Below are 13,838 nucleotides of genomic sequence, written 5' to 3'. Positions count from 1 at the left end.
CGCGGTGACCTCGTAGGCTGCTGTCCATGACCGACGACGCCCCGGAACTCCGCGCATCCGACGCCGACCGTGAACGAGTCGCCGAGGTCCTGCGGGACGCCCTCGCGGAGGGGCGCCTGGACATGACCGAGTTCGAGGAGCGGCTGGACGCAACGTACAGCGCGCGGACCTACGGCGAGTTGGCGCCGATCACCCGGGACCTGCCGGTCGGCGGGGCGGGCGGGGCGCCCCGGGTGTCGATGACCAAGGAGCCCGAGCGGGGCGAGGGCTGGGCGGGCCGGGTCACCGGCCGTGAGGGCTCGTCGGCGTGGGCGGTCGCGGTGATGTCCGGTTTCCAGCGCAAGGGGCGCTGGACGGTGCCGAAGCGGTTCAACTCCTTCGCGTTCTGGGGCGGCGGGGACATCGACCTGCGCGAGGCGGACTTCTCGGACCGCGAGGTCGTGATCAACTGCGTGGCGATCATGGGCGGGGTGAACGTGATCGTGCCGCCGGGCGTCGAGGTCCTCGTGCGCGGCATCGGGATCATGGGCGGCTTCGACCACAGCGAGGAGGGTGTCCCCGGGGATCCGGGCGCCCCGCGCGTGGTCGTGACGGGCTTCGCCTTCTGGGGCGGCGTCGGCGTCGAGCGCAAGGTGACGCGGGCGGAGCGGCAGCGGCTGAAGGAGGAGCGCCGGCAGGAGAAGCTGGACCGCAAGGCCGCGATGAGGGAGCTGCACTCCTCCGCCCGGGAGGACGTGGACGACGCCCACCGCAGGATGCTGGACGGGCACCGGGACATGCTGCGCGAGCACCGCGACGAACGCCGCGAGCAGCGCGAACTGCGCCGCGAGGACCGGGACCGCCGCAGGCGCGGCGAGGACTGAGCCGGACGCCGACGCCGGAGCCTGTGCACCCCGCCCGGGCGACGAGTGACGCGCCGCCGACGTCCGTACTGTGCGGCTCCCCGTCGGTCTTCGCCGGTCCTCGCCCGTCTTCGCCGGTCCCTACGCCTTGATCGGCGCGGCCCCCTTCAGCGCGTCCAGGTCGAGGAGCCGGCCCATGCGGGCGTACCCCTTGTCGCTGGGGTGCAGGTGGTCGCCGCTGTCGTAGTCGGAGCGCAGGCGGCGCGGGTCGTAGGCGTCGCGCAGGGCCTTGTCGAAGTCGACGACCTCGTCGAAGACCCCGCCGGAGCGGATCTCCTCGTTGATCTCCTGCCGCATCGTCTCCCGGGCCTTGGTGTAGCCGCCGTAGCCGCCGAACGGCATGATCGTCGCCCCGACGGCCTTCAGTCCCCGGGCGTGCGCATGGTCGACCAGGGTGCGCAGGCCGGTGAGGAGGGCGTCGCGGTCGGCGAGTTCCGGGCTGTGCAGGATGTCGTTGACGCCGAGGACGATGACGACGGCCTTGACGTTGGTGCGGCCCAGGACGTCCCGCTCGAACCTGCTGAGCCCGCTCGGGTTGTCCGCGGGCCGGCCCGTCCTGCTGGTCAGGACGCGGTTGCCGCTGATGCCCTCGTTGACGACGCTGTAGCGGGGCGCGTCCTCGCCCGCGCCGGCCGCGTCGTGCAGCCGCCCGGCGAGGATGTCGGTCCAGCGGTGGTTGGCGCCGACCTCGGCCCCGAAGCCGTCGGTGATCGAGTCGCCGAACGCGACGACGGTGCCGTCGGCCTCGTTGCTCAGCACGTCCAGCGCGGTCAGGTAGCGCCAGTACGGCGTCGGCGTGGTGTACGCGACGCCGGTGACGTCCGCCGTGCGGTCGCCGTCGGCCAGGTAGCTGGTCTGCCGGGCCTGCGGGTGGTAGGTCACCGGCCCGGACGGGATGGGGGAGTACGTGGTGACCAGGACGTCCGCGCCGTAGGGGACGGCGATGCGGGCGATGTCGCTCATCACCTGTCCGCCCGCCGGGATGATCACCCGTGCGCTGCCGCCGAAGGTCAGCCGGCGCATGGTATCGACGAGCGCGGCGGCGGTGTCGGGTCCTGCGGCCAGGGCGATGGAGGCGTGCGTGACGGTCAGCGGGGACTGCCCGTAGAGGTTGGACAGGGTGATCCGCGCGCTGGTGCCGCCGATGCTCGTGTGCACGACGTTGCGCACGGAGCGGCCCGCCATGCCGCTCGTCTCGGTGCCCGGTTCGGCGGCGGCCGGCGCGGTGGCCCAGGCGCCGACCCAGCTGCCGGTGGAGGCGGGAGCGACGTCGCCGCGCGGGAGACGGCCGCCGGCGAGCGGTGTGCGGTCCCTGCCGCCGCCGTCCGCGGACACTCCGGCGTATATGGCCGCGGAGATCGCCACTATCAGGGTGACGATCGCCGCGAGCAGGGCACGGTGCTTGGTGGGAGGCGCCCCCGCACCTCCGTCACGACCCCGGGTCATGCCGTGTTGTTCTCCTCGGGCGAGGGGAGCCCCGAGGCTCCGGTCCGGTGAACCCATGATGCGTCATGGGCCGGGGAAAGGCCGCAGGAGCCCCGGGCATTCCCCCTCCCGGACAGACGCCGGGAACTTGTGTTCCGTTCCAGGAGTCGGTCAGGAAGGGACAATGTGTGCGGGACGGATCAGCGAACGGTGGAGCGGATGGAACGCACGAAGGCGGAACTTCCCGGCGGTTCTGAGGGTTCCGGGGGTGCCGGCGGGTCCGGAGGGGCCGGGGAGGGCACGGGGGCGGACGCGGGAGCCGGTGCGCCGGCCGCGGGGGCGTACCGCGACCGCGCGATGACCTCCTTCAGCCCGGCCGACGAGGAGAAGCGCCGCGGCGTGCGCCGCATGAAGCTCACCGCGACCGGCATGCTGCTGTTCGTCGCCGTGGTGTACGTCCTGGCCGAGTGGGCCTCCCACCGCGGCGCGGGCGCCTGGGCGGGCTATGTGTCGGCCGCCGCGGAGGCCGGCATGGTCGGCGCCCTAGCCGACTGGTTCGCGGTCACGGCCCTGTTCCGGCACCCGCTGGGCATCCCCATCCCGCACACCGCGATCATCCCCAAGAAGAAGGACCAGCTGGGCGTCTCGCTGGGCGAGTTCGTCGGGGAGAACTTCCTCTCCGAGGCCGTCGTACGCCAGCGGCTGCGCGCCGTCGGCATCGGCAGCAGGCTCGGCGCCTGGCTCGCCGTGCCCGAGCACGCCGACCGGGTGACGGCCGAGCTGTCCGCCGCCCTGCGCGGCGCCCTCACCGTGCTGCGCGACTCCGACGTGCAGGCGGTGGTCGGCGAGGCGATCACCCGCCGTGCCGACGCGCAGGAGATCGCCCCCGGCATCGGCAAGATGCTGGACCGGGTCGTCGCCGACGGCGGCCACAGACGCGCCGTCGACCTGATCGTCTCCCGTGCCCACGACTGGCTGATCCTGCACGGCGACTCCGTGATGGACGCCGTACAGGGCGGGGCACCCGGATGGACCCCCCGGTTCGTCGACAAGCGGGTCGGCGAGCGGGTCTACAAGGAGCTGCTGCGCTTCGTCACCGAGATGCGCGACATGCCCGCCCACCCCGCGCGCGGCGCCCTCGACCGCTTCCTCACCGACTTCGCCTCCGACCTCCAGTCCGACACGGACACCCGCGCGCGTGTGGAGCGGCTGAAGACCGAGGTGCTGGGCCGCGGTGAGGTGCAGGATCTGATCGCGTCCGCCTGGACGGCCGTACGGTCCATGATCGTCTCGGCGGCGGAGGACGAGCGCAGCGAACTGCGCCTGAGGGTCCGGGCCTCGCTGCTGTCGCTGGGCGCCCGGATGGCCTCCGACCCCAAGGTGCAGGGCAAGGTCGACGGGTGGGTGGAGGGCGCCGCGGTGTACGTGGTCACCACCTACCGCAAGGAGATCACCTCCCTGATCACGGACACGGTGGCGAGCTGGGACGCGGAGCACACCACGAAGAAGATCGAGGCGAACATCGGCCGCGACCTCCAGTTCATCCGCATCAACGGCACGGTGGTCGGCTCGCTGGCCGGGCTGCTGATCTACACGGTCTCCCGCATGCTGGGGGCGTAGCCCCCGTCCGACGGGCCTCGGGCCTCTCGTCGGCCCCCGGCGCGGCGGGCGTGTTCCTCCCGGTGCCGGGCATACGGGAGGCGTTCGCTCGACGGAGCTCGACGGAGAGGGAGCCATGACAGCACAGGCGTCGTCGTCGGGCGCGGAGCCCGCCTCCACCGGTACGGTCACCACGGCCGTGCCGGCCCGTCTGGACCGGCTGCCCTGGTCGCGGTGGCACTGGATGATCGTGATCGGGCTGGGCACCGTCTGGATCCTGGACGGCCTCGAGGTCACGATCGTCGGCAATGTCGCCGGGCGCATCGCCGAGGACGGCAGCGGCCTCGACATCAGCTCGGCCCAGATCACCGGCCTGGCCGCCGCCCTGTACGTGGCGGGCGCCTGCGCCGGGGCGCTGTTCTTCGGCTGGCTGACCGACCGCCACGGCCGCCGCAAGCTGTTCATGATCACGCTGGTGGTCTATCTGGCGGCGACGGCGCTGACCGCCATCTCCTTCGAGTCCTGGTGGTTCTTCCTCTTCCGCTTCCTCACCGGCTTCGGCATCGGTGGCGAGTACGCGGCGATCAACTCCGCGATCGACGAGCTGATCCCCTCCCACTACCGGGGCCGGGTCGACCTGATCATCAACGGCAGCTACTGGCTGGGCGCGATCGGCGGCGCGCTGCTGTCCATCGTGATGCTGGACACCGACATCTTCGCCAAGGACCTCGGCTGGCGGCTCAGCTTCGCCATGGGTGTGGTCCTGGGCCTGGTGGTGCTCCTGGTGCGGCGGCACGTCCCGGAGAGCCCACGGTGGCAGTTCATCCACGGTCAGGGCGAGAAGGCCGACAGACTCGTCTCCTCCGTCGAACGGCAGATCGAGAAGGAGAAGGGCGAGAAGCTGCCCGAGCCGGCCGGTGAGATCACCATCCACCAGCGCAAGAGCATCGGCTTCGGCCTGATCGCCAAGACCGTCTTCCGCCGCTACCCGCGCCGTGCGGTCCTCGGCCTCTCCCTCTTCATCGGCCAGGCCTTCCTCTACAACGCCATCACCTTCGGCTTCGGCACCATCCTCATCACGTTCTTCGACGTGCCGACCGGCAGCACCGGCTACTACTTCGCCGTCATCGCCGCGGGCAACTTCTGCGGCCCGCTGCTCCTCGGCCACCTCTTCGACACGGTCGGCCGCCGGATCATGATCTCCGGCACCTATCTGCTGTCGGGCATCCTGCTCTTCGGCACGGCCTGGCTGTTCGACCGCGGCTCGCTCACGGCCAACACGATGACGGCCTGCTGGTGCGTGGTGCTGTTCTTCGCCTCGGCGGGCGCCTCCAGCGCGTACCTGACCGTCTCCGAGATCTTCCCCATGGAGACCCGCGCCATGGCCATCGCCTTCTTCTACGCCCTCGGCACCGCCGCCGGCGGCATCAGCGGCCCGCTGCTCTTCGCCGACCTGACCGAGTCCGGCGTGGTCGGCGACACGGTCCTGGCCTTCCAGATCGGCGCGGGACTGATGTGCGCGGCCGGCCTGGTGGCCGCGTTCCTCGCGGTCAAGGCGGAACGCCGCTCGCTGGAGGACATCGCGGAACCGCTGTCGACGGTGGCGCAGCGGTGAGGAGCCGAGAGAAACGGTGAGACTACTCCGATGAGCATCCGAAGGATCGTCCCCAACATCCACGTCAAGGCCGAGGAGCAGTGGCACTCGAGCCGTGAGTTCTACGGCCTGCTCGGCTTCGAGGAGGTCATGGACATGGGCTGGGTGACGACCCTGGCCTCCCCGTCCAACCCCACCGCCCAGATCAGCCTGTTCACCGAGGAACGCACCGCGCCCGTCGTCCCCGACCTGAGCGTGGAGGTCGAGGACGTGGACGCGGTGTACGACCAGGTGGTCGCCTCGGGCGCCGAGATCGTACGGGAGCCGCGGGACGAGGACTGGGGCGTACGGCGCTTCTTCGTACGGGATCCGAACGGGCGCGTGATCAATGTGCTGACGCACACGTCCTGACGCACACGTCCTGACGGGCCTCGGCCGCGCGGTGCCCGGGTGCCGCGGTGCTCAGGCCCGCCGGTCGGCGACCGCCCACGAGGCCAGCGCCACCGCACCGGCGACACCGAACACGGCGGGCCAGGCGCCCACCTTCTTGGCCAGCGGGTGGGACCCGGCGAACCCGGCGACGTACGCGGCGCTCAGCGCGCCCGCGGCCCGGCCGCCGGCCCGCTCCCGCCACTGCTGCGCGGCAGCCGCCCCGGCCACGGCGAGCACGACCCCGCCGAGCTGCCGCTTCTTCGTCCAGCGGGCCACGCCGTACCCGCCGACGAGACCGCCCGCGGCGACCACCGCGCTGGGAACCTTCGCCATGTCATGCCTCCTGCCGCACCGACTCCTGGAACCGAGGCTAATCCTCACCGGGTACGGCGCTCGCGCCGGGGTGAGCGCCGCCCGATTGGCCGAACCTCGCGCCCTGACCGCGACACCTCGGGGTATTCGCCCAGTTGAGGAGCGGGGGCGGACAGGCACAACGGAACGTGGACAGGCGCAACGGGAACGAGGGAGCAGGAAGCCGATGAGTACGCAGAGTCCCGGCACGGACCGGTCCCGCGCCCGGTCGGTCCGGGTGGACGGCGCCCGCGTGGCCTGCTGGGAGTCGGGGCCGCCCGACGCCGAGCCCGTGCTGCTCCTGCACGGCTACCCGGCCGACCACCGCTGCTGGCGCCACCAGGTCCCGCCCCTGTCGCTCCGGCACCGGGTCGTCGCCCCGGACCTCCTCGGCTGGGGCACGTCAGACCGCCCGCTGCACCTGTCCTTCGACTACGACACGGAGGTCGCCCGGCTCGGCCGGCTGCTGGACGCGCTCGGGCTGGACGCGGTGAACCTGGTCGGCCACGACTACGGCGGCTTCCTCGCCCTCGGCTACACCGAGACCCACCCCGGGCGGGTACGCAGACTGGCGATCCTCAACAGCCGCGCGCAGGCCACGTTCACCCGCCGCTGGTACGCCGCGTTCAGCCTGGTCGGCCTCGCCGGACGCAGCCCCGTACTCCGCCGCCCGGCGACGCGCCTGCCCTACGCCGCCCTCCACCGCCGTTCCTTCGCGCCGCTCGTGCGCGCCGGTCACCTGGACGCCGACGTCCTGGAGGGCTACGTCGGCTGGATGGACACCCCCGAGGGCCGCCGCTGGCTGCTCCACTACTTCGGCGACTACCGCACCCCGCCCCGCCCCGAACTCCGCCGAGGCCTCGCCGGGATCTCCTGCCCGACAGCCGTCGTCTGGGGCCGCAAGGACCCGTACCTGAGCCCCGCGATCGCGACCGAGCTGGCCGAGGCCGTGCCCCGCGCCGAACTGACGATGCTGGACGACGCGGGCCACTGGGTGATGGACGAACGCCCGGCCGCCGTGACGGCCGCACTGGGCCGGCTGATGGTACGAACCACCCCAAACGGGTGAGACGCAGGTCACGGCATCCCCGTGCCCCGGCCTGTCACATCCCACCCCACGCGCTTCGTCGTAGCTGTGTAGGCCGACAGCCAGTGACCAATGACGGAGGAACTCATCATGGAAGCGCGCCTCAACCTGTTCGCCAACCCGCTCGCGGGCAAGCTCCTGCGGCACATCAACTCCGCGGGCAAGGCCGTGAGCGACTCCACCCTGCCCGCCGCGACCCAGGAGCTGGTCAAGATCCGCGCCAGCCAGATCAACGGCTGCGGCTTCTGCCTCGACATGCACACCAAGGACGCCGCGAAGGCGGGGGAGACCTCGCTGCGCCTGAACCTGATCGCCGCCTGGCGGGAGGCCAAGGTGTTCACCGACGCCGAGCGCGCCGCCCTGGAACTGACCGAGCAGGGCACCCGCGTCGCCGACGCCGGCGGCGGCGTCACCGACGAGGCCTGGGCGAACGCCGCCGAGCACTACGACGAGGAGCAGCTCACCGCCCTGGTCGGGCTGATCGCCCTCATCAACACGTACAACCGCATGAACGTCATCACCCAGCAGCCGGCGGGCGACTACGAGCCGGGAATGTTCGGCTGAAGCCGCCTGCCGCTGCCCCCTCGGCCCCCGGTGTCCCGCTGCCCGCCGTTCAGCCCGCGTGCAGCAGGACCGGGAGTCGCTGGTGGCCGTTGCTGATCAGGGAGGGCACGGGCGGCAGCTCCTCCGCCGGGTCGGCGAGGCGGATGTCCGGGAAGCGGTCGAAGAGGCTCTCCAGCGCGAGGGTCACCTCCATGCGGGCCAGCGGCGCGCCCAGGCAGAAGTGGACGCCGTGGCCGAAGGCCAGGTGCTCCTTGACCGTGCGTGTGGCGTCGAAGGTGTCGGCGTCCTCGTGCCAGTCCGGGTGGCGGTTGGCGGCGGCGTACGAGGCGAGGATCGCCTCCCCGCGGGCGATGGTCCGCCCGTCCGGCAGGGGGATGTCCGTGACCGCGTACCGCAGGGGCAGGTGCTTGACCGCCGGCTCGTGGCGCAGCGTCTCCTCCACCACGTCCGCCCAGGTGACCTCGCCCTTGCGGACCAGGGCGAGCTGGTCGGGACGGGTCAGCAGGGTGTGCGCGGCCTGGTCGATGACGTTGACGGTGGTCTCGTAACCGGCGCTGATCATCAGCAGCAGGGTGTCGCGCAGCTCCTCGGGGGAGAGGCGGGCGCCGTCCTCCTCGTCGTCCCGCGCGGCGATGAGCAGGGACGTCATGTCGTCGCCCGGGGTGGCGCGCTTCGCGGCGATCAGCTCGTCCAGGACCTCGTACAGGCGGGCGGTGTTGGCCTGCGCCTCGCCCTGGTCCAGGGTGGTGTCGAAGACCCCGTCGACGAGGGCCCTGAAGCCCTCCCGCCGGTCCTCGGGCACGCCCATGAGGTGACCGATCACCGCGATGGGCAGCGGGTAGGCCAGCTCCTGGCGCAGATCGACCGGCTCACCGGCGGGGAGGTCCGCCAGGCGGTCGACGATCCCGTTCACCATGTCCTCGACGGCGGGCCGCATCGCGGCGATGCGACGGGCGCTGAAGGCGGGCGCCACCAGCCGGCGCAGCTTGCGGTGGCCCGGGCCGTACGCGGTGAACATGTTCTCCACCGCCACCCACAGGGCGAGCGGCCAGGTGCCGACGACCTCGCCGAAGGCGGGCCAGTGCGCCCGCGCGTCCTTGGAGACGTCGGGGCTGGTGAGCAGCTGCTTGAGGAGGGCGGGGTCGGTGATGGACCAGGCCTCCACCCCGAGGACGTCCACCCGTGTCGCCGGGCCGCCCTCCCGCAGGGCACGGTGCTCGGCGTGGTGACCGGCGCCGGTGGGGTCGAGGACGAGGACGGGCTGCTGGGTCGCCATGGCCTGGCTCCTTAGTGTGCGGCGGGGAAGGTGACGGGCAGGGATTCCAGGGCGCGGTGGAACGGGCCGGGGCGCCACGTCAGTTCGGCGGGCGGCCGGGCGAGGTCCGTGCGGGGCAGCGCGTCCAGGAGGTGGGTGACCGCGGTCTCCGCGATGAGGTAGGCGTGCGAGCGGGCGGGGCAGGTGTGCGGGCCGGTGCTCCAGGCCAGGTGGGCGCGGTTGCCGGCGTGCTGGCCCGCGGGAACGCCCTCGGTGAGGGCCGGGTCGTTGTTCGCGGCCGCCATGGAGATCACGACCGGCTGGTCGGCCGGCAGCAGCACCCCCTCCACGTCGATGGGGTACGGGGGATAGGAGATGCAGTAGTTCGCCATCGGCGGGTCGGTGTAGAGGACCGCGTCGAGGGCGTCGCGCACCGTGGAGAGTCCGGCGTGCAGGTCCGCGGAGAACTCGTCGTCGGTGAGGATCTTCAGGATCGTGTTGCTGATCAGGTTGGTCAGGGGTTCGATCCCGGCGCCGTAGAGCGTGACGAGCTGATGGCCCATCTCCTCGTCGCTCAGCTCGGCGGGGTGGAGGGTCAGCCGGGACGTGATGTCGTCGCCGGGGTGGTGCCGGCGCAGGGTCACGAGGTCGGACACGGCCTGGGCGAGGATCTGGTTGCCCTGGTCGGCGTTGGTGGTGTCGAAGATCTTCGCCATGCCGTCGGCGATGCGCTGCCCGATCTCGTCCGGGCAGCCGAGCAGCGCGCTCAGCACGCTGAAGGCGATGGGGAACGAGTACTGCGTGAGCAGGTCCGCCGAGCCGACACCGCGGAACCCGTCGATCGCGCCGTCGGCGACCTTCTCGACCAGGGCCCTCAGCCCGTGCTGGTCGACGCGGTCGATGGCCTGGGTGTTCGCGGCCCGGTAGCGGGCGTGTTCGGCGCCGCCCGAACGCAGCGCGTTGGGCCGCCACTCCATCATCGGCCGCACCGGGCAGGTCGCCGGGATCAGCTTCTCCCAGGCGCGGGGGTCGGCCGGGAAGTGCAGCGGGTCGTTGAGGATGCGGCGGGCCTGGTAGTAGCCGATCACCAGGGTCGCGGGCACCCCGGGCGCCAGGTCGACGGGGACGAGCGGACCGTGGGTGCGCCGCATCCGCCGGTAGGCGGCGTGCGGGTCGGCGGCGAACTCCGGGGCGTACAGGGCGATCCGGCCCGGTGGGGTGGTCGGCGCGGGCTCGGTGGAGGGCAACGTCATCGGCGGGACTCCAGGAGGGCGGCGGCTGAGCGGTGCTGGTGCTGTTGCTGGTGCTCGTGTTCGGAGAGGTACTCCGTGAGCGTGATCAGGGCGTGCAGGCAGGACGTGCGGTCGCGGGCGTCGCAGACCGTCAGGGGCGTGGCGGGCTCGAGGGCCAGCGCCTCGCGCAGCTCGGCCTCGGGGTAACCCGGGGCGCCGGGGAAGGTGTTGATGGCGACGGCGTACGGGATGCCCGCACCGTCCAGCAGACCGAGGGCGTCGTGGGAGGCGTCGAGGTCGCGGGTGTCGGCCAGGACGAGGCAGCCGAGGGCGCCCTGGGCCAGGTCCTCCCACAGCGGCTGGAAACGGGACTGGCCCGGCAGCCCGAACAGGTACAGCGCGAGCCGCCCGTCGGCCATGTGGATGCGGCCGAAGTCCATCGCCACGGTGGTCGTCGTCTTGTGCGGGGTGCCGCGCAGGTCGTCCACACCGGCGCTGGCCTGCGTGATCGGTTCCTCCATCCGCAGCGGCCGTACCTCCGAGACGCTGCCGATGAACGTCGTCTTGCCGACGCCGAAGCCTCCCGCGACCACGATCTTGGCCGACCGCGTCACCGTGGCCGGGACGTAGGCGACGGACGGGTCAGACCATGGAGCGGAGCCCACGGAGTACCTCCTGCAACAGGTCGAAGTCGGGTTCGTCGTCGGTCGCGGCGACCGGGCTGGAGAGGTGGCCGGAGTCCATCAGCGAGGAGACGAGGATGCGCACCGTGGAGGGCGGCAGCTCGAGCGCGGCGGCGATGTCGGCGACGGCCAGGCCGCCGTCCGCGCCCGCGAACAGCCGCATCACCCGGCGGGCGTCCGGGCCGAGGGTGTCCGTGGGGCCGGTCGCGGCGATGACCACGCTCTCCAGGCGCACGTCCTCGCGTGCGCGGATCCGGCCCTGGGTGCGGACGTAGGGCCTGACCATGTCGGGGTCACGCCGCGGCCCGCTCATGCCGGTGAGCCGCCTTCCGCGACCGGGACGCGCTCCTCCGTGGCCAGCTCGTGCCCCACCCGGGTGGCGAGCCGCACCATGTGGTGGGAGATCAGCCCGACGTCGGCGTCCGGGCCCGTGGTGCACACCGACAGCATGGTGTTCTTCGCGGCGGTCGTCGTCAGGCCGATGCAGCCGACCGACTCGATCAGCAGCTGGCGCATGCCCGCACCGCCGGTGAACTCGTCCCAGGCCTTGCCCGCCGCCCGCAGCGCCGCCGTCAGCGCGGCGAACTTCTCCCCGTCGTCCTGGCCGATCGTCTCGGTCCGTGCCTTCAACAGGCCGTCGCTGCTCATCAGTACGGCGTAGCGGACGCCTTCGACGGTGCCGAGTTCCTGGTCGAGCAGCCAGCCCAGGCTGTTGGTGTGTGTGTCTTGCACGATCAGTGTCCTTCGTCGTGAGCGGCGTCGCGGCCGGCGGTGTGCGTGGCGTCGGCGTCGGTGTCGGCGGGTCCGGCCTCTCCCTGCCGGCCGCGGCGGGTCCCCGCCGCCCAGGCCGCGGCGACGGTGGGCCGGCCGGGCTCGGTGTCGTCGGGCGCGGCGGGACGGCGCGCGGGGGCGGGGGCGGTGGAGCGCCGGCGGACGGTGAGGCCGCTCGCGGTGGTGGCCGCGGGGGCGGCGGTGTCGGGTGCGGCTGCCGGTGCGGGGCGCGGTTCGGCCGACTCGGGGGCGGGGTCGTGTGCGTGCTCCGGCCGCTGGTGCCCCGACTCCCGCTCCGGTACGGGCTCCGGTACGGGGCCGGGTGCGGGCGCCGTGGCCCGGGGCTCCGCGGCTAGGGCCGCCGCGGGCGCCGGTGACGCGGGGGCGGCGACCGGGGCCGAGGGAGCGGGGGCCGGTTCGGGCGCGGGGTGCGAGGCGGGCGATCCGGCCTCGGTCTCGTGCTCCGGTACGGAATCCGGTCCGGGCGTCGCGGCGAGAGCCACCGCGGGCTTCACGGCGGAGGCGGTCACAGGGCGCGGCGGCGCGGGTTCGGCGACCGGGGCCGACGGCGCGAGGCCGGTGCCGGCGCCGGGCTGGGCGGCGGGTTGGGCGGCGGGTGTGGCGACCGGATGGGCCGTCGCCGGGTCGACGAGCAGGTTCTTCGGCAGGACGACCATGGCCCGGGTTCCCTGGTAGATGTTCGGCGCGGTCAGCTCGACGCGGAAGCCGTAGTTCTCCGCCAGCAGGGACGCCACGCGCAGCCCGGTCTGGGGGTGGGCGCCCAGGCGGGTGATGTCGTCGCGCTGCTCGCCCGACATCACGTCGCTGGCCCACAGCAGCCGCTCGTCGTCCATGCGCAGTCCGGCGTCGTCCACGATCAGGAAGCAGGCGTGGTGCCCCTGTTCGAGCGAGACGTGGACACTGGCGGCGGGCGGCGAGTAGCGCAGCGCGTTGTCCAGGAGTACGGAGAGCGCGTGCACGACCGCCTCCACCGCGCGGCCCTCGACCACCACGGACCCCATCTCGGGGTGCTTGATCCGCTCGTACCCCTCGATGCGGCCCATGGCCGCGCGCACGATGTCGGTCAGCGTGGTGGCGGGCCAGCGCCGGGACAGCTTGTCCCCGGCGAGTACGGAGTACCCCGACGCCGTGAGCAGCATCTGCTGCGCGAGGTGGTCGATCTCCACCAGCGTCGCGTACGCCTCGTCCGAGATGTGCCGCCGTACGCCCTGGCTGACGGCCCGGCCCAGCCGCGCCGACCGGGCCACGACGTTGTTGGCGAAGCCGCGTACGGCGGCCCGGGCCACGCCGACGGATTCGCGCCGTACCTGTGCGATCCGCAGCTCGGTGTCCTGCCGCACGTGGTCGGCGGTTTGGGCCGCGGCCTGCCCGGCGGCCGTCCGCTCCTGGGCCCGTACGTCCTCCACCGCGGCGGCGACCGACCCGGGCACGGCCCGCAGCCGCTCGGCGAGCGGGGTCCCCTCGAGCTGCGCCGGCACCAGAAGCCCGCCCTCGGGGCCCGCGGCGCTCCGCCCGTCCTTCGCCGCCGCCGGAATCACGGTGGTCGTGAGGTGCTGCACGCACTGCTCGGCCGCGACGAGTTGCAGGGTGAGCCGGTCGGCGTGCTCGCGCAGCAACTCGGCCCGGCGCCGGGCCTGGTCGCCTTTGCGCCGGAAACGCCACGCGGCCCCGACCGCGGCCACCGCCAGCGCCGCGGTGGCGGTCAATATCAGTTCAGTCATCAGGTCCTCACGGATCGGAAGCCGTCGGTGTGGGGGAGGGTGGCCGAGACGCGGAGGGGCCGGGCAAGGGGTGGGGCCGGGCAAAGGGCGGGGGCTGGGGGCGGCGGTGATGCCCGCGGACCTCGACGGGCCGGAACGACCCGGCGGCGGCGAGGGCGCACGACATGGATCTCCAAGGAACACGCGAGGGCCGGTACGAGC

General features: G+C 72.9%; 14 protein-coding genes. 6 read left to right on the top strand and 8 right to left on the bottom strand.

The window, feature by feature from the left end:
* Positions 1-26 precede the first annotated feature (26 nt).
* Positions 27-863, top strand: coding sequence for a DUF1707 domain-containing protein (locus tag ACGH7X_RS14940; protein WP_399885544.1), 837 nt, complete (start codon positions 27-29; stop codon positions 861-863).
* Positions 864-983: 120 nt separating this feature from the next.
* Here the strand turns inward: ACGH7X_RS14940 and ACGH7X_RS14935 are convergent, their stop codons facing one another.
* Positions 984-2,348: an SGNH/GDSL hydrolase family protein gene (locus tag ACGH7X_RS14935; RefSeq protein WP_399885542.1), complete on the bottom strand. Its 1,365-nt coding sequence runs from the start codon at positions 2,346-2,348 to the stop codon at positions 984-986.
* A 198-nt stretch (positions 2,349-2,546) separates the two neighbouring features.
* On the opposite strand from ACGH7X_RS14935, the gene ACGH7X_RS14930 reads away from it, so the two are divergent.
* The 3 genes from ACGH7X_RS14930 (at position 2,547) to ACGH7X_RS14920 (ending at position 5,931) form a co-directional block, all read left to right on the top strand.
* Positions 2,547-3,947, top strand: a complete 1,401-nt coding sequence (locus ACGH7X_RS14930; protein WP_399885540.1) for a DUF445 domain-containing protein — start codon at positions 2,547-2,549, stop codon at positions 3,945-3,947.
* Between the two features lie 115 nt (positions 3,948-4,062).
* Positions 4,063-5,541, top strand: coding sequence for an MFS transporter (locus ACGH7X_RS14925; RefSeq protein WP_399885538.1), 1,479 nt, complete (start codon positions 4,063-4,065; stop codon positions 5,539-5,541).
* 30 nt (positions 5,542-5,571) lie between these two features.
* The gene (locus tag ACGH7X_RS14920; RefSeq protein ID WP_399885536.1) at positions 5,572-5,931 is read left to right on the top strand and encodes a VOC family protein; all 360 of its coding nucleotides are present in this window, start codon (positions 5,572-5,574) and stop codon (positions 5,929-5,931) included.
* 51 nt (positions 5,932-5,982) lie between these two features.
* Here the strand turns inward: ACGH7X_RS14920 and ACGH7X_RS14915 are convergent, their stop codons facing one another.
* Positions 5,983-6,285: a hypothetical protein gene (locus tag ACGH7X_RS14915; protein ID WP_399885534.1), complete on the bottom strand. Its 303-nt coding sequence runs from the start codon at positions 6,283-6,285 to the stop codon at positions 5,983-5,985.
* 205 nt (positions 6,286-6,490) lie between these two features.
* Here ACGH7X_RS14915 and ACGH7X_RS14910 point away from each other — a divergent pair, with 205 nt between their 5' ends.
* Both ACGH7X_RS14910 and ACGH7X_RS14905 read left to right on the top strand, forming a co-directional pair.
* Positions 6,491-7,372, top strand: coding sequence for an alpha/beta fold hydrolase (locus ACGH7X_RS14910; protein WP_399885532.1), 882 nt, complete (start codon positions 6,491-6,493; stop codon positions 7,370-7,372).
* 108 nt (positions 7,373-7,480) lie between these two features.
* Positions 7,481-7,954, top strand: a complete 474-nt coding sequence (locus ACGH7X_RS14905; protein ID WP_399885530.1) for a carboxymuconolactone decarboxylase family protein — start codon at positions 7,481-7,483, stop codon at positions 7,952-7,954.
* A 49-nt stretch (positions 7,955-8,003) separates the two neighbouring features.
* Here the strand turns inward: ACGH7X_RS14905 and ACGH7X_RS14900 are convergent, their stop codons facing one another.
* Genes ACGH7X_RS14900 through ACGH7X_RS14875 form a run of 6 tightly spaced genes read right to left on the bottom strand, consistent with a single transcriptional unit; the run spans position 8,004 to position 13,637 of the window.
* Positions 8,004-9,230: a cytochrome P450 gene (locus ACGH7X_RS14900; protein WP_399885528.1), complete on the bottom strand. Its 1,227-nt coding sequence runs from the start codon at positions 9,228-9,230 to the stop codon at positions 8,004-8,006.
* An 11-nt stretch (positions 9,231-9,241) separates the two neighbouring features.
* Positions 9,242-10,462 (bottom strand): cytochrome P450, encoded by a 1,221-nt coding sequence (locus ACGH7X_RS14895; RefSeq protein ID WP_399885526.1) that lies wholly within the window; start codon positions 10,460-10,462, stop codon positions 9,242-9,244.
* Positions 10,459-11,106: a GTP-binding protein gene (locus tag ACGH7X_RS14890; RefSeq protein ID WP_399885524.1), complete on the bottom strand. Its 648-nt coding sequence runs from the start codon at positions 11,104-11,106 to the stop codon at positions 10,459-10,461. Before ACGH7X_RS14890 ends, ACGH7X_RS14895 begins: the two co-directional genes overlap by 4 nt.
* Positions 11,084-11,437 carry a DUF742 domain-containing protein gene (locus ACGH7X_RS14885; RefSeq protein ID WP_399885522.1) on the bottom strand — a complete coding sequence of 118 codons (354 nt, stop codon included), beginning with the start codon at positions 11,435-11,437 and terminating at the stop codon, positions 11,084-11,086. Before ACGH7X_RS14885 ends, ACGH7X_RS14890 begins: the two co-directional genes overlap by 23 nt.
* Positions 11,434-11,856, bottom strand: a complete 423-nt coding sequence (locus ACGH7X_RS14880; protein ID WP_399885520.1) for a roadblock/LC7 domain-containing protein — start codon at positions 11,854-11,856, stop codon at positions 11,434-11,436. The genes ACGH7X_RS14885 and ACGH7X_RS14880 overlap by 4 nt, the downstream gene beginning before the upstream one ends.
* Before the next feature lie 2 nt (positions 11,857-11,858).
* Positions 11,859-13,637, bottom strand: coding sequence for an ATP-binding protein (locus ACGH7X_RS14875; protein ID WP_399885518.1), 1,779 nt, complete (start codon positions 13,635-13,637; stop codon positions 11,859-11,861).
* Between the last annotated feature and the right edge of the window lie 201 nt (positions 13,638-13,838).

The organism is Streptomyces sp. BBFR51, from assembly GCF_044591655.1.
GTDB lineage: Bacteria > Actinomycetota > Actinomycetes > Streptomycetales > Streptomycetaceae > Streptomyces.
The sequence above is the reverse complement of the archived record's forward strand: the minus strand, read 5'-3'. Positions and strand labels throughout refer to the sequence as shown.